At 36.3% G+C, this 16,620-nt stretch carries 16 protein-coding genes; all 16 read left to right on the top strand.

Going from position 1 to position 16,620, the window contains the following annotated elements; genetic code table 11:
• Nucleotides 1–34: 34 nt before the first annotated feature.
• The 16 genes from ABJQ32_08870 to lnt all read left to right on the top strand — a co-directional run bounded on the left by ABJQ32_08870 (nucleotide 35) and on the right by lnt (nucleotide 16,576).
• Entirely contained in the window at nucleotides 35–2,500 is a 2,466-nt protein-coding gene (locus ABJQ32_08870; GenBank protein MEP5289748.1) for a ligase-associated DNA damage response DEXH box helicase, read from the top strand.
• 9 nt (nucleotides 2,501–2,509) lie between these two features.
• Complete coding sequence (locus ABJQ32_08865; GenBank protein MEP5289747.1) at nucleotides 2,510–2,941, top strand: DUF2147 domain-containing protein; 432 nt, start codon at nucleotides 2,510–2,512, stop codon at nucleotides 2,939–2,941.
• Entirely contained in the window at nucleotides 2,934–3,563 is a 630-nt protein-coding gene (pdeM, locus tag ABJQ32_08860) for a ligase-associated DNA damage response endonuclease PdeM (GenBank protein MEP5289746.1), read from the top strand. The genes ABJQ32_08865 and pdeM overlap by 8 nt, the downstream gene beginning before the upstream one ends.
• A 222-nt stretch (nucleotides 3,564–3,785) precedes the next feature.
• Nucleotides 3,786–4,325, top strand: a complete 540-nt coding sequence (locus tag ABJQ32_08855; GenBank protein ID MEP5289745.1) for an RNA polymerase sigma factor — start codon at nucleotides 3,786–3,788, stop codon at nucleotides 4,323–4,325.
• A 1-nt stretch (nucleotide 4,326) separates the two neighbouring features.
• Complete coding sequence (locus ABJQ32_08850; GenBank protein ID MEP5289744.1) at nucleotides 4,327–5,232, top strand: hypothetical protein; 906 nt, start codon at nucleotides 4,327–4,329, stop codon at nucleotides 5,230–5,232.
• Between the two features lie 49 nt (nucleotides 5,233–5,281).
• Nucleotides 5,282–6,172, top strand: a complete 891-nt coding sequence (locus ABJQ32_08845; protein ID MEP5289743.1) for a permease-like cell division protein FtsX — start codon at nucleotides 5,282–5,284, stop codon at nucleotides 6,170–6,172.
• 2 nt (nucleotides 6,173–6,174) lie between these two features.
• Nucleotides 6,175–6,399 carry a DUF3098 domain-containing protein gene (locus ABJQ32_08840; GenBank protein ID MEP5289742.1) on the top strand — a complete coding sequence of 75 codons (225 nt, stop codon included), beginning with the start codon at nucleotides 6,175–6,177 and terminating at the stop codon, nucleotides 6,397–6,399.
• Complete coding sequence (locus ABJQ32_08835; GenBank protein MEP5289741.1) at nucleotides 6,396–7,181, top strand: undecaprenyl-diphosphate phosphatase; 786 nt, start codon at nucleotides 6,396–6,398, stop codon at nucleotides 7,179–7,181. Before ABJQ32_08840 ends, ABJQ32_08835 begins: the two co-directional genes overlap by 4 nt.
• The gene (gene truB, locus ABJQ32_08830) at nucleotides 7,181–7,855 is read left to right on the top strand and encodes a tRNA pseudouridine(55) synthase TruB (GenBank protein ID MEP5289740.1); all 675 of its coding nucleotides are present in this window, start codon (nucleotides 7,181–7,183) and stop codon (nucleotides 7,853–7,855) included. Before ABJQ32_08835 ends, truB begins: the two co-directional genes overlap by 1 nt.
• The gene (locus ABJQ32_08825; protein MEP5289739.1) at nucleotides 7,842–8,768 is read left to right on the top strand and encodes a bifunctional riboflavin kinase/FAD synthetase; all 927 of its coding nucleotides are present in this window, start codon (nucleotides 7,842–7,844) and stop codon (nucleotides 8,766–8,768) included. The genes truB and ABJQ32_08825 overlap by 14 nt, the downstream gene beginning before the upstream one ends.
• Complete coding sequence (locus ABJQ32_08820) at nucleotides 8,765–9,565, top strand: M48 family metallopeptidase (protein MEP5289738.1); 801 nt, start codon at nucleotides 8,765–8,767, stop codon at nucleotides 9,563–9,565. The genes ABJQ32_08825 and ABJQ32_08820 overlap by 4 nt, the downstream gene beginning before the upstream one ends.
• A 40-nt stretch (nucleotides 9,566–9,605) precedes the next feature.
• Nucleotides 9,606–9,935 carry a gliding motility protein GldC gene (gene gldC, locus ABJQ32_08815; GenBank protein ID MEP5289737.1) on the top strand — a complete coding sequence of 110 codons (330 nt, stop codon included), beginning with the start codon at nucleotides 9,606–9,608 and terminating at the stop codon, nucleotides 9,933–9,935.
• A gap of 161 nt (nucleotides 9,936–10,096) precedes the next feature.
• A complete protein-coding gene (locus tag ABJQ32_08810; GenBank protein MEP5289736.1) occupies nucleotides 10,097–13,075 on the top strand; it encodes a TonB-dependent receptor in 2,979 nt (992 codons plus the stop codon).
• Nucleotides 13,076–13,146: 71 nt separating this feature from the next.
• A complete protein-coding gene (locus tag ABJQ32_08805) occupies nucleotides 13,147–14,115 on the top strand; it encodes an alpha/beta hydrolase (protein MEP5289735.1) in 969 nt (322 codons plus the stop codon).
• Nucleotides 14,116–14,493: 378 nt separating this feature from the next.
• Nucleotides 14,494–14,898, top strand: coding sequence for a hypothetical protein (locus ABJQ32_08800; protein MEP5289734.1), 405 nt, complete (start codon nucleotides 14,494–14,496; stop codon nucleotides 14,896–14,898).
• A 58-nt stretch (nucleotides 14,899–14,956) separates the two neighbouring features.
• Entirely contained in the window at nucleotides 14,957–16,576 is a 1,620-nt protein-coding gene (gene lnt, locus ABJQ32_08795; GenBank protein MEP5289733.1) for an apolipoprotein N-acyltransferase, read from the top strand.
• The last annotated feature ends 44 nt before the right edge of the window (nucleotides 16,577–16,620 follow it).

Raw genomic sequence — 16,620 nt, 5'->3', positions numbered from 1 at the left:
GAGGTTTTTTTGTGTCTTTACGTAACTTCCACGTGTGTCTGATAATGAGCTTTCTCAAATAGCAGAGGACTGGTTTAAGTCAAAAAAATGGAAGTCTTTTGAATTCCAAAGAAAGACCTGGGAAGCCTATTTAGATGGGAAAAGTGGACTTTTAAATGCACCCACAGGATCAGGAAAGACCTATGCACTTTGGATTCCATGTGTATTAGAGTTTTTGAAGCATAACGAGCCACAAGATATAAGACCAGAGGTACAAATACTTTGGATCACACCACTGCGAGCTTTAGCTAAAGATATCCAGAATGCCATGCAGGCATTCTGTGATGATACAGATATTCGTTGGAAAATTGGCTTGAGGACAGGTGACACAACGACTACAGAAAGACAGAAACAGAAAAAAACTGCCCCACAAGCCTTGGTAATCACGCCTGAAAGTCTGCACGTTTTATTGAGTCAAAGCGATTATCCCAATTACCTAAAAAATGTCAAAAGTATCATTGTAGATGAATGGCATGAATTGATTGGTACCAAACGTGGAGTTGCTACTGAGCTCGCCATTTCAAGGCTTAAGAAACTAACAGAAGGAAAGCTAAAAGTATGGGGGATATCGGCAACTATCGGGAATCTACCTCAGGCAAGAAGAGTATTACTGGGGGAAGATCTTTATAAAGATGCCGTATCCATTCGGTCTGAAATTGAAAAAGAAATTATTGTTGAATCAGTACTACCTGATGAAGTAGAGAAGTTTCCTTGGGCTGGTTTTTTAGGAACCAAATTAATAGATAAAGTACTTCCTATAATCAAGAACAGTCATACGACTTTGCTATTTACCAATACCCGTTCGCAAACCGAACTTTGGTATCAAGTAATATTAAAAGAGGCACCAGAACTCGCAGGTATAATTGCCATGCATCATGGGTCGATGGATCAAAATATTAGAAACTGGGTGGAAGACGCACTACATGCAGGAAAGCTTAAACTTGTTGTTTGTACTTCAAGTTTAGATTTAGGAGTTGATTTTAGACCAGTTGATACCGTTATTCAAATAGGAGGACCAAAGGGAGTATCGCGTTTTCAACAACGAGCTGGTAGGAGTGGTCATGGTCCTGGTGAGGTAAGCAGAATTTATTTTGTACCTACACATTCACTAGAACTAATAGAAGGAGCGGCCTTACGTTCGGCCATTGAGGAAGGAAAATTTGAACAGCGGAAACCTCTTGAGAAGTGTTTGGATGTTTTGGTTCAGTACCTGGTCACCTTGTCAGTGAGTGGAGGTTTTAGACCGCTGAAGATTCTTGAAGAGATTAAAGAGACCTATTGTTATCGTCTCCTCACAGCGGAAGAATGGAATTGGGCTTTAGAATTTATAACAACGGGAGGCAGTACACTTGGTGAGTATGATGAGTTTTCCAGAGTCTATAATGATGATGGTATATATAAAATAATAAACCCTAGGGCTGCTCAGCGCCATAAACTATCTATCGGAACAATCGTAGGTGATCCAGCGATGAGTGTGAAGTTTTTGACTGGAGGACATTTGGGGACTGTAGAAGAGAGCTTTGCCTCAAAACTTAATCCGGGAAAGACCTTTTGGTTCGCAGGACAAAATCTTGAGTTCGTGAGGATTAAAGACCTTACTGTCTTTGTGAAGAAATCGAAGAAAAAGAGTGGTATTACGCCGGCATGGGGAGGAGGAAGGCTTCCACTTTCATCGCTACTCTCAGATCAAATAAGAAATAAGCTACAAGCAGCTATAAATGGTAACTATACAGATATAGAACTAAAGAAGATAAAGCCGATCCTTGACCTTCAATCTAAATGGTCTATGATACCAGACAAAGAATCATTATTGATTGAAAAGGTGGAGACTGAACATGGTCATCATTTATTTTTCTTTCCATTTGAAGGAATGTTTGTTCATGAAGTCCTTGTTAGCTTGGTGGCATACAGAATAAGTAAACTTCAGCGGATCACCTTTTCAATCTCCATGAATGATTATGGATTTGAATTATTGTCAGATCAAGAAATAGCTATTGAAGAGGCCCTTGAACTGGATCTATTCAGTGAAGAGAATATCCATCAAGACATCAAAGAATCCATTAATATGACTGAAATGGCTCAGCGAAAATTTAGAGATGTAGCAACCATAGCTGGTTTAATTTTTCAAGGATATCCTGGGAAAAATATTAAAGCAAGACATCTTCAAGCTTCCTCAGGCATTATTTACAAAGCTTTTAAAGAATATGATGAACATAATCTACTCCTTAAGCAATCAATGGAAGAGGTAATGACATTGCAACTAGATCAATCCAGATTTATGGAGGCAATTCGGCGAATCAATTCTCAAAAGATTATTCTTAAAGAAACAGAAAAACCGAGCCCGTTTGCTTTCCCCATTCTGGTAGATATGATCAGAAGGGAAAAGCTGAGTTCAGAAGATGTAACAGATCGAATACTTAAAATGCAAATGCAACTTGAACGATCAGTGCAAGACACTTAAATTTGAAGAATGAAAGTAACTGTATTTATATCTCTAGTACTTGTGAGTTCTGGTTTGTTTTCTCAAACCATTGTTGGTCAATGGAAAACCATTGATGATGAAACGGGGAAGCCAAGATCTATTGTAAAGATTTATGAACAGAAAGGACAATTTTTTGGGAAAATTGTAAAGCTGTTCAGGGAACCAGATGAAGACCAGGATCCGATTTGTGAAGAATGTGAAGATGAAAGAAAAGGACAAAAGATCATTGGAATGGAAATTATTTCAGAGATGAAATACAATAAAGGAAATGATGAATACCATAAAGGAGAAATTATGGATCCTGAGAACGGAAATATCTATGATTGCAAGCTTTGGATTGAGGATGGTGACCTTAAAGTGAGAGGTTATTTACTTTTTTTCTACCGAACTCAAACTTGGCTTCCATATTCTAGTGAGTGATTTTGTTTTACCCCTTGCTGGTGAAGAACTAGTCTTACTTCCCGAACGAGCCATTTATTGGAGTTCAAGGCAAACACTTATCTTATCAGACTTACACTTAGGTAAGGCAGGTCATTTTAGAAAGCACGGAATACCGATATCGCGTAAAATACACTTAACGGACATTCATATACTTGAGAGACTTATTAAGGAAAATCGACCGGAGAAGGTGATCCTTTTAGGCGATCTTTTCCATAGTTTTGAAAACAACGAGTGGAAGGATTTCCTTACTTTTTTGAAAGTATATAATTACATTGAATTCATTCTCGTAGAAGGGAATCACGATATCCTTTCTGAATACCCTGAAGAACTTTCTCTCGTCTCTCTATTAGATATACCCCCATTTTCTTTCACCCATATTCGTGAAGAATCTCAGCTATTCAATATTTCAGGACATATCCATCCTGGGGTATCTATTCGAGGCAAGGGTCGTCAAAGCATAACAGTTCCTTGCTTTTATTTCGGGTCTAATCATGGCTTGCTTCCAGCTTTTGGTCAGTTTACAGGAATCAAAAAAATCCAGCCTAAAAGTAATGATCGAGTATTTGGGATAGCTGATAGAACCATCATTGAATTAACCTAAATTATGCATTAAAGCATAATTTACCCAAAGGGCAGACGAAAGCTTGGCTTTGTCTGGGTTACCCTGATAAAAATTTTGTTTATCTAAATTTTTCGTCATTATTCAATAGAATAATCTGGGGGTTAACGTAATATTTAGCGTATTTTACGATTGTAATCCTAACTACTCACCATTGAGGGGTTACCAATTGGTTGTTTACAGTATATAAAACTGGCTTGGTGTATGAAGGATAGTGAAATTCTTGAGCGAATAAGTCGCGGAGATGAGCGAATGCTTGATCATCTATATAAGAAATATTATAAGATGATGACTAAGATCGTGCTATCCAATAGTGGAACAGAGGATGAGGCGAAAGATGTATACCAAGAGGCCTTACTCGCATTTTGGCAGAAAGCTACAAGTGGAAAGTTGGTGTTGACTTCCAAGATTAGTACATACTTGTATAGCATTTGCTTAAATCAGTGGAGAAAGGAATTGGATAGAAAAAGTCGTTTGAGTTCTGAAACCGTAGATGGAGAGGATTATCAATCACATGACGCTAAAGAGCGTTTGAAAATTGTAACGGACTGTATTGATCAGTTGGGAGATGTGTGTAAAAAGGTTTTAACCTATTACTATTTCGATGGTTTAGGAATGCCGGACATTGCTGAGAAGATGAATTTTGCCAATACAGACACTGCAAAAACAAAAAAATATAAGTGCAAGAAAAAGCTGGATAGTTTAATAAAGAGTAAGTATACCACCGAAGACTTTTTTGATTAAAATGACAAACCTTCAACAAGAGCTCATAGATAAATATCACTCAGGCCTGATGAGTGACTCAGAAATGGCCACCTTTCGGGCTGAGGTCGACGCTGATCCTTCTATAAAATCAGAATTTGACTTACAAGCCGATATTGTAAATGGTCTGAAAGAGCAAAGAAAAATTGAATTAAAAGCAAGACTAGATGCAATCAATGTAGGACCAACGTGGATTGAATTTGTACAGCAGTCTGCATTGATGAAGTCATTGGGAGGTGTGATGGTAGCCTCAATCATTGGAACGGGGATATATTTTCTTGGGGAAAAAGAAAATGAAAACACCTCCATTACCATTACTGCTCCACAAACTACTTCGCCTGAATATGTATGGGAGCTAGGTAACGAGAATGTACCTGTTAATAATACTAAACTAGAGAAACTTGAAACTGGAGAAACTATAGCTCAGAATACTCATGAACAAATTATTAAGAAAATAGCATCTCAAAATGATACCGAAGAAACAGTTGAGGAATCAAATCAAGTAGCGGATTCGTTTCAACCTGAATTTGAAGCACCATCTGTAGAAAACATTGAAGATGAAAAACAATTCAATAGTTTAGATCTTGATAAGCTTCCTGAAAACACTGCGGCATCAGAAAATGATGATCCGATTGATGTACAGACTCGCATTACCAAAAGCAATACGATCAAGTATAAATATTATGATGGTAAGCTATTTTTAAATGGAGATTTTGATAAAGCACCATATGAAATTCTTGAAATTAATAGCTCCACAGGTAGAAGAATCTATGTTTACTATTTAGATAATTACTACAAGGTTGGGATTGCTGATAAATTCATAGAACTACCTTTAGTTAAGAATAATGAAGTAGTTACTGAATTAAACCTTATCCGAGCAAACAAGTAAGGCTGTAAACGTTCCATTCCATCTGCATTTTGCCTAAATTCGTGGCTTAATGGAGGAAAAGAAAACCAGAAAGAAAAGAAAACTAGGTAGCTATCCTTTTGCTAGCGTGGTTTTTAGCATCACGGTAGCACTTCTTGTCCTCGGTATTTTCGGATGGCTTCTACTTCATAGCTCCAGACTTGGTGTTCGTATTCAGGAAAATATCGAAGTTCAGGTCTACTTCAATAAGAACATTTCACAATCAGACATTACCAAAATTAGAACCACGATTGCTTCGAAACCTTATATCCTGATTAAGGAAGAGCCACAAATCATATTGATCACCAAAGAGGAAGCTGCAAAACAATTTGTAGAAGCCACTGGTGAAGATTTTAAAGATTTTTTAGGAGATAATCCGTTGAGAGACCTGTTGGCAATTAAAATTCAAGCAGATTATCAGGCAATTGATAGCCTTAATCAAATAAAAGCAGAGGTTGAGAAAATGAGGGGTGTTTTTGAAGTAGACTTTGAAGAAAGCTTAATTGAAAGTATCAATGAAAACTTGACTAAGATTGGATTCATTTTGCTGTCGATAGCGATTTTTTCACTCGTTGTAGTTATAATACTCATTAACAATACGATTAAGCTCGCGCTCTTTTCTCAAAGATTCCTCATTCGAAGCATGCAATTAGTTGGAGCGACAAGCTCATTCATTCAGCGACCCTTCCTTTTTAGATCAATGATCTATGGATTACTTGCAGGTGTTTTGGCTTCAGGAATAATCTATGGATTGACAATGTACATGAACACCATTATAGAAGGACTATCAGAGCTCCAGGATACAAATGGATTCCTGATTCTCTTTTCATTGATCCTCATAATGGGAATGATTGTGGGGTATTTTAGCTCATTGAGGGCTATTAGGAAATATTTAAAAATGTCATTAGACCAACTTTATTAGATATGTCAGAAAAACGAAAACTTGCTTTTTCTAAAGCTAACTACATTATAATGATCATTGGGGTTATAACCCTAGCTCTAGGGTTCATCATTATGACACTTGATACTGAACCTTACGGTTTTGGTTTCTTAGGACTGACATTAGGCCCTATCGTTGTTATGCTCGGCTTTATTATTCAGTTTGTAGCTATTTTTTATAAGCCAAAAACAAAGTCTGAGACTGAATGAGCTGGATAGAAGCGCTCATTCTGGGAATTATTCAAGGCTTAACCGAATTTCTTCCAGTTAGTAGTAGTGGACACTTAGAGATCGGCTCAGTTTTGCTCGACGCTCAATCTTCAGATAATTTACTTTTCGCTGTTATCGTTCACTTGGCAACAGCACTGGCAACTATCGTTGTGTTCAAGAAAGACATTCTGACTCTTTTGAAAGATATATTCAAATTTCAATGGAATGAATCAACACAATTCGCTGCAAAAATTCTACTATCCATGTTGCCAGTTTTTGTGGTTGCAATCTTCTTCAAAGATCAAATTGAAGAATTATTTGTAGGCAACCTTGTACTGGTAGGTTCCATGCTTTTGATTACAGGAGGCCTTCTTTTGTTTGCACATTATAAGAAAGATGGCGAGAAAAATGTTGGTTACTTAAGTGCTTTTACAATTGGATTAGCGCAGGCATTTGCGGTACTTCCCGGTATTTCCAGATCGGGTTCTACGATAGCGACAGCTCTTATTCTAGGTGTTGAGAGATCAAAAGCAGCTCGATTTTCATTCCTGATGGTTTTAATCCCTATTCTAGGAGCAAGTTTACTTGAGCTGCTGGATTATGCTGAAAATACGGGAACCCACACAATTAATACTTCAAGTTTGATCATTGGGTTTTTAGCAGCATTTGGATCAGGTTTTCTGGCTTGCAAATGGATGATTAAAATTGTTAGAAAAGGAAAGCTGACCTACTTTGCTATCTATTGCTTCATTGTTGGCTTCATTGCAATCTTATCAGCATAATGGAAAATACTTACGAAGAAGGAAGACTTCTACTTATCAATAAGCCGGTCAATTGGACTTCTTTTGATGTGGTGAAAAAGCTTCGATATGTATTGAAGGTAAAAAAAATTGGACATGCAGGTACTTTGGATCCATTAGCTACTGGCCTGTTGATCATTGGAACGGGGAAATTCACGAAGAAGCTAAATGAATTGCAAGGACTGGATAAGTCCTATGAGGGGGTTATAGAAATTGGCAAGACCACTCCATCATATGATTTAGAAACTGAATTTAATTCTGAGAAAGATTGGTCTGGCGTAACAGAAGCAGATTTGGAAACTGCTCGTCTGAAGTTTATAGGACCAATAAGTCAAGTTCCGCCAGCACATTCTGCCGTTAAAATAGGGGGAGAGAGAGCTTATAAAAAAGCACGGAAGAATCAAGAGGTGAAGCTTGAACCACGTTCTTTAACGATACACGAATTTGATATTGATTCTTCTGACCTTCCCAATGTGGGATTTAAGGTTTCATGCTCAAAAGGAACATATGTCAGAAGTCTGGCTCATGATCTAGGCCTGGAACTAGGAGTGGGTGGGTACCTGAAGAAATTAGTACGAACTAGTGTAGGCCCATATCAGTTGTCTGATGCGATGGAGTTAGATGAATTTATCAAGCAGCACAATGAAGGTATTTGATCAGATTGATGCCTTTGAGAAGCTGGACTATTCGGTGGTCACTATAGGAACATTTGATGGCATTCATTTAGGCCACCAAGCTATCTTGAAAAAATTAATTGAAGATGCTAGAGATCACAATGGAAAAAGTGTTTTAATCACTTTTTGGCCTCATCCAAGATTCATACTTAGTAAAAATGAAAATAAGCTCAAATTGCTCACCACCTTTGATGAAAAGGTTGACTTACTGGATGAATTAGGTGTTGATATAGTTTTAAAAATTGCATTTACACCTGAGTTTTCTAATTCTTCAGCAGACCAATTTGTCAAAGATATTTTAGTTGATAAGGTTGGTACGAAACAGTTGTTTATTGGATACAATCATCATTTTGGGAACAATCGAGAAGGTAATATTGATTTTCTCCGGAAGGTCGCACCAACTTATGATTTTAAAGTGAATGAGATTTCGAAGCAAGAGATAGATCATGTGGGAATCAGTTCTACAAAAATCAGGGATACATTAGAAAGTGGTGAAATCCACCTGGCGAACTCACTATTGGGGCGTAACTATTCGATTACAGGTAGAGTCGTTGATGGTAACAAACAAGGAAGGTCTATTGGATTTCCTACAGCAAATATTGAAATAGCTGAAGCATACAAACTTTTGCCTGCAGACGGATCCTATGCCGTAAGAGTAACAGTAAAGAAGAATGTTTACAAAGGGATGCTTAATATTGGTTTTAAACCGACAGTTGATGGTTCAAAGCGTACTATTGAAGTACATCTGTTTAATTTTGAGCAAAATATTTATACAGAAGAAATCAAAGTTGAATTTATAAAAGCATTGAGAAAGGAACTCAAGTTCAATAGTATTGATGACTTAAAGATTCAATTGAATAAAGACAAAGAAGCAGCGTTAAAGCTATTAAGATGAAGTTCTTGTTAAACTCTTTTTTAATTGTACTCATAGCTATTCTGATTACATCATGTAAGAGGACGGATGACCTAGTTGATTTTACCATTGATGAAGAACTTTTGTTAGGTGAAAAATTAGCGGAAGTCGTATCAAGTTCGGTAGATTTTTCTGTGATTTCTCCTGAAAGCAATTCAGGAGTTTATGATTATGTCAATTCTCGATTGAACGAGATCACATCGTCCACATCATTGTTGAAATCTGACTTTAATTGGACCGTCACTTTACTTAAAAGCGAAGATCGAAGCGCTTTCGCTACACCAGGAGGATTTATCTATATAAATACAGGATTAATATTCTTTTTAGAGAATGAGGATCAATTTTCTGGATTGATCGCACATTTGATTGCCCATGTGGATAGCACACATGTAACAGAAAGACTTTTCTTTCAATTTGGTATAAACAATCTGAAATCAATCGCGAATGGTAACGACGAAGCAGCATTATCTAGTGTGCTAAACTCATTGAATCCTTCAACTGAATCTTTTATGTATAGCCGATCCAATGAATTGGAAGCAGATGAATATTCTGTGTCACTTCTCTCGGGCTCAGGGCAATCTTGTTCTGCCGCAGGATTGTTTTTTGAGCGTATGGAAAACGTTCAACCGGAGAGGCAAACTTTTTTTCTATCCATACACTCCGGTACAGATACACGAGTAGAAGACATCAACGAAATTGCAGGTTCAATGGGCTGTGATACCTCAGTGGATAGTGAATCTGCTACAAGATTTCAGTCATTTCGAAATTCTATACCTTAATAGTCATCACAAAATTGTGATTCCATAATCTTAATTATTAATGAAAAAGTCAGAAATCAAATTTGTAATAGAATTAGATAAAGAGAACATTCCTGAAAAAATCATGTGGGATGCAGATGAAAAGGATCAACCCGGTTTGACCGAAACAAAATCAATAAGCCTGAATCTTTGGGATCATGATAATAAAAACACCATGCGGATTGATCTCTGGTCAAAGGATATGCCTGCGGATGAGATGAAGCATTTCTACATAGATTGTTTAGGCGGACTTGCTCAAAGCGTCTTAAATGCCACAGGAGATGAATACATGAATCAGGAAATTTCTTCATTATGTGACAAATTAGTTGAGCACGTAAAGAGCGAAGGGTAATCTCTCAGACTTTATAAATTCCTTATTTTCACCGAAAATCATTAATATTATGCATGCATAATATGTTCGAACAAACTATGTGCAAAATTTGCCATTAGCTGGAATTTATTGTTAATTATCTAACCAAAAGCCAAATTTTATTTGCTTAAACATTAACCCACATGAATCGAAATATTACAAAATGGATTTTAGGCGCTTGTTTAACTCTTATCTGGAGTTTTTCTTTCGCACAAACAACCGTCTCAGGAAAAGTTTTAGATGCTGAAACCGGAGAACCACTAATTGGTACTCAGATTTTAGTGAAAGGAACAGTTTTAGGTACTATTTCAGATGTCAATGGAGATTTTTCATTGTCTGTACAATCAGCTCCACCCATTACGCTGGTTATCACCTATGTAGGTTATGAGCGGCAGGAAATTGAAGTAACGGCTTCAGGTCAAACGTTGGATATACAATTGGCTGAATCCACCTTGTTAGGTCAGGAAGTAGTCGTGTCAGCTTCTCGTGTGGAAGAGAATATATTACAATCTCCAGTAAGTATAGAAAAAATGGACATTTTGGCTGTTCAAAATACTTCTGCAGATACATATTATAAAGCTATTGCAAATCTGAAAGGGGTTGATGTTGCCTCAAGTAGCATCAATTTCCAAATTATAAATGCTAGGGGTTTTGGTTCAACAGGTAATACCAGATTCGTTCAGTTAATCGATGGAATGGACACTCAAGCTCCTGCATTGAACTTTCCGATTGGTAATCTAAATGGCCCTTCAGTCCTGGACGTGGAAAGTGTTGAATTGATACCTGGCGCTTCATCAGCGCTATATGGCCCGAATGCTTTTAATGGTATACTATTGGTTAACAGTAAAAACCCTTTTGAATATCAAGGTTTAAGTGCATACATGAAAACCGGTGTGAATCATGTGGGGGATGATGCGGATCAAGATCCGGCACTTCTAAATACTTTTTCTCTTAGATATGCAAAAGCTTTTAATAACAAATTCGCCTTCAAGGTTAATGCTACTTATCAGTATGCAGATGATTGGCATGGGACCTCTGAATTTGATAGAAATGCAACCAATAACCCATTTGCCAGTATAGGCGGAGAAAATCCAGGAGCAGATCGTTTGCATTTCCATGGAGATGAAGCGACCATTAATTTGGCTATATTTCCTTTCAGTGATAATTTTAATGCACTTGCAAGATCTAGAAACTTTGGTCCAGGCTTAAGTGCTAATACATATGCCCAGTCTGGAGATTTACCGAATCATGTAGTGTCTGTCACTCCATGGAAAGAAGTTGACTTAATTGATTATGGCTCCCGGAATATAAAGTTTAATACAGGACTTTTCTATCGATTAAATGATGATTTAGAGTTGAGTTATTTATATAATGGTGGATTCGGTACAAGTATTTACACTGGAGCCCAAAGGTATTCATTATCTAATTTCAGCATTCAGCAACACCGTTTACAATTAAGAGCCGATAATTTCTTCGTGAGAGCTTATGGTACCTTTGAAAATTCGGGTGATTCTTACATTACAGAATTCTTAGCATTAAAAATGAATGATGCTAGAAGCGGAGGCGGTGTGTCAACTTGGTTGGCCACTTATGGAGTTAACTACCTTGAGTATCTTAATAATGAAGGGTTTGCTCCTGGAGATTTAGCAGCATTGCAAAACTCTAATCAACAAGCTGATCGTGATCAAGCTTTATTGATCCAGCAACAAGCTCATGATTATGCAAGAGGGTTGAATGATAATAATTTTTTCCCATTAGATCCTGTTGAGCAGGCAGCAGAGTTTCAAAGAATAAAAGAAGAATCATTGGATGGAACAATCCCTTTCGGTCCAAAATTTAGTGATGCTACAAAGATGTATCAGGCAGATGCTCAATATGATTTTAAGAATCAAGTAGATTTCATGGATTTTCAAGTTGGAGGATCTTATAGAATTTTTGATCTTCGTTCGGAGGGTACAATATTTCCTGATGAAGATGGAGGAATTCAAATTAACGAATTTGGAGCTTATGCGCAGTTTGGTAAAAATGTAACGGATGACTTAAAGCTAAGTGGCTCTGTTAGATTTGATAAAAACGAGAATTTTGATGGGCAAGTCAACCCTAGGATCTCTGCAGTTTATACAGTGGCCAATGATCATAATATTAGAGCATCTTTTCAAACGGGTTTTAGAAACCCAACGACTCAAGGACAATTCATTGACCTAAATACTATTTCTACGCGATTATTAGGAGGATTGCAAGATAATTATGATACATATGATTTAGCACGCACCAGTTCTACTGGAGTCCCTTTAGCATTTACAGGTGGTTCTGTTAATGCATTTAGAAATAGCGTGTTTGGCGGTAGTTCTTTTGATGAAGCTATTCTGTCACTTGAAGCTTTCGAGACTCAAGATATTCGACCGGTTGTGCCTGAAGAGGTTCGTTCTATTGAAGTTGGGTATAAAAGTTTGATAGGAAATAAACTGCTTGTTGATGCTGTCTATTATCATAACACCTATACCAGTTTTATAACACAAATTCGTATTGTGGTTGCTGGCGAACACACGAATGAAAGTTTAACAGCAGCCCAAGTTACAGGTGCTGAAGAAGGAGATCCTAATTATTTAACTATCCTGAATGGAAGTGCATTAACACTTGATAATGGTTCTTTCACAGGTAATACAGCACAGATATATAGTAACTTGGATGATGAAGTCACTTCTCAGGGAGCAGCACTTGGATTAACTTATAATTTGCCAAAAGGATACACGATAGGAGGTAACTATAGCTGGAATAAACTGAATGGAGGATTTACTGAAAATAACCTCAGTGAGTTTAACACACCAGAACATAAATACAACATCAATTTTGGTAATAGAAAACTTACGGATAAGTTGGGCTTTAATGTCACTTACCGATGGCAAGAAGCTTTTAGGTGGGAATCTTCATTCGCCATAGGCGATGTGCCTTCTTATAGCACATTAGATGCTCAGATCTCTTTGAAATTAGAAGAGATTAAATCAGTTGTTAAAGTGGGTGGATCTAATCTTTTTGGAGATACTTATCTTCAAAGCTTAGGAGGACCAAATATTGGTTCTATTTACTACGTATCACTTACGTTTGACGAGTTGATGAACTGATTGATTTAATAGAAAATTGACCGCCATTTCACAAGAATCGGCGGTTTTTTGTTTAATACTAATTTATAAATATGAGAAAATTTTTAATGATATCGTTGGTTGCAGTGTTCTTTGGGTGTAGTGATGATGATGGATCACTCTCTGGAAGATATGTGGAAGATGTTTTTTCGGAAGTTGATATATCGTTTGATATCATATATGGAGAAGGAGCAGGTCTGTTGGGATCTGTGCAAAATTTAAGATTAGATGTTTTTGAGCCTTTAGGAGACAATGAAACAAACAGACCGCTATTGCTTTTGGCTCATGGAGGTGCATTTATAGGTGGCAATAAAGCTGATATTAGAGATTTATGTAGTGCATATGCGAAAAAGGGATATGTCGTTGTAAGTATGCAATATAGGTTGATCAATGATCCATCTGTAGCAAATAAGGATTCAATAGCCTATACAGAAGGGGTTGTATTAACACTCTCTGATATGCGAGGTGCAATCAGGTTTATGAGAGACAATGCGTTAAATGACAATGATTATGGGATAGATCCGAATATGATCATACTAGGTGGAGTATCTGCAGGTGCTGTTATGTCCATGAACGTAGGTTTCTTGGATGAAGATGATCAGGACTATCCTGATTATTTGAAAGAAATTCAAGAAGCTAGCGGTGGTTTTGAAGGAAATACAAATGATATAAGTACTTCTTCTGAAGTACAAGGCATTATAAGTTACTCAGGGTCCGTTTTAAGAGATGCTTGGATAGATAGCAATGATCCACCAATCTTCATGGTTCACGATGCATTAGATGAGGTAGTTCCGTGTGATTACCGAAATACCAACGTGGTTCCATTCCCACTGTTTGCGTATGGATCTTGTTCAATTGTAGACGCTTTGGATGCGGCAGGCGTGACTTATGAATTCATGGAGATACCAGGAGAGACAAATCCTCCAAATAATCATGTTACATATCTTGGAGAAGATCAGGGTCAAGCCATTATAGATCAGTCAGCAGAGTTTATCAATAGGATCATCACTGGCGAAATATAGTTACACTTTTTGTGTATTGCTATTTCAGGACATGACAGAGTACGCTTTTGCTTGAATATTCATGACTAAAGAGGATTCAACTTGAAGAGTCTCTATTTCTAAATAGTATTGTACAAACCAATAACACTTTTAAGATATTGTCAGTAGAGTTCATAAATTGACAGTAATCACATCGTATAGGCTTTTAAGTTTTAATTGGTTAGCTTTTTTGATGAAGCGATTTTATTCATAATTCTGTAAAATCGAGAACTTCAAGATCTACTAGCATTTTATCTAATTCTTAAAGTTTAGTGAATTCAAAAAAAAATTGCTTTTATGCTGGTTGCTTTTTGTATGTGATTACGTTATTTTTAATATATAATTTTAAAACTTACCAAAATGCGAAAAATCTTACTCACTATTTTTGTGTCAATTTGTTTGATACAATTTTCATTGGCTTGCGGAGGACCTACTTTGGAAGGTCCAAACGCTATTGTATTAAATAGCTATCAATCTGGATTCGAGACAGCTACATTTTCAATTAATACGTCAAGTGTACCTCCACAGTTTGATCAGTATTATGTTGAATGGGAACCTTTTCTTGGAGTATCCAGTACAGGAACCGACGGACGCTCAATCACTTACCGTACTAATGACTATCCTTACACTAATCCGGACCCAGATCGTGGATATAATTTGGTAATTCAAGCTACTGTCTTCTGGATTGATTCGAACGGACAAGTCTTTGATACAAATACACTATCAAGAACAATATTAATAGACCATTCTAGAGATCCCAGGTAGTGGAAGATCATGTGTGAAATAATGATAACCTGAGAGATTGAATATTCAGTTTTTATCTATGATGAAAAAATACACTAGTCAAAAAATGCCAACTAACATGTTGGTATTTTTTTTATGTTGCCTTTTCGTATTAATTACAGTTCTGTCTTGGAGTTTTGATGACCTTTCATTTCTATGTTTTGTCTCCTTTCTACCAGTTTTTTTTCTGGTAGATATTATGAAAGAGCGGAATAGTTTACAATTTACATTGCTACTGTTTTTTTTGAACTTAGTGATAAATATACTTGTATTCTCATGGTTGTTTAGTGTTTCTTATGCGGCTGGATTAAGCATTTGTTTTCTCAATTCATTAGTATTTACGGTACCATATTTCTTTTTGAAATCCAATAACTCATCTTTTATCAACATCAACAAGTATTTATTTTTAACTTTTTGGGTTGCAGTTGAGTTTTTTCATTTTAGATGGTCAATTGCATTCCCTTTGTTAAATCTTGGATACTGTTTGAGTTCATATCCAAATATCATTCAATTCTATGAGGTAACAGGATCTTTAGGAGGCACCTTTTGGGTGCTATTAACAAATATTTTGTTGTATGATTTTGTAAGGTCCTTTAGGATGACTCATTCAGGTAAACACTTACATAAAATTATACGAGTATCTATGTTTTTTATATTTCCGATATTGATTTCTAGACTTATGGAAAATGAGAATTATATAAAAGAAAATAATAAATTTAATGTGTTAGTGGTTCATCCTAGTATCGATTGTGAGAATGAAAAGTATAATAGAGAAGCATCTGAAGTAACAAAATATTATTTATCATTATTGGATACCTCTTCCTTAATTGGGTCCGCAGATTTAATACTTCTTCCCGAAACTTCACTTCCAGATATCGGCTTTCTTCATGAATTAGATAAAAATGAATCTATGAATCTATTATCTAATTTTGTTAGAAAACATAAAACGCCAATATCGTCAGGGGCAATTTCGTACAGCTTAGAAAATAACATTAATGAAAAGAAAGCTCATGAAAATCCGAATTTGGTATACTCTTCTAAGTATGATGTATGGTATAAAGTATTCAATAGCTTCATTCAACTTGATTCTGATTATTCAGTGCAACATAGAGCTAAAGAAAACCTAGTACCGATAGAAGAAACTTTATTGAAAGGAAAGTTCTTCTCAATTTTAAGAAAGCTAGTAGGGTCGAGAGGAGGATTTTTCTTTTCTCGAGAAGATAGACCATCATATTTATTTGAACTTAAATCAGGTAGTGCCTATGCACCCATTATTTGTTATGAATCTGCTTTTAGTAACATATTAAGGAAGTCAGTTTTGAAAGGAGCTGAATTTATAACAGTAGGTCTTAATGAATGCTGGTATAAGAATACATCTGGCGCTAAGCATTTTTTAAGAGCGGCTAGCATACGTGCAATAGAAACCAGAAAGTATATCGTAAGATCATCTAATATGGGATATTCAAGTGTGACTAATTTAAATGGTCATATTATCGATAAAACTTTTTCAAGTGAGCCTAAGGTCTTTTTAGCAGCAATACACCGTAATGGTATAAAGACTTTTTTTGTTAAAAATGGTGACTGGTTAGGATACTTAAATTTTTTATTTATGTTAACCCTTGTTTCAATCTCTTTTTATAGAAAAAGCAAAACTAGATAAGTTCTTTCCATGCTTAACTATTATTAATTTTCTAGCCTTGATTT

It is taken from the genome of Marinobacter alexandrii (genome assembly GCA_039984955.1).
Classification (GTDB): domain Bacteria; phylum Bacteroidota; class Bacteroidia; order Cytophagales; family Cyclobacteriaceae; genus Ekhidna.
The sequence above is the reverse complement of the archived record's forward strand: the minus strand, read 5'-3'. Positions and strand labels throughout refer to the sequence as shown.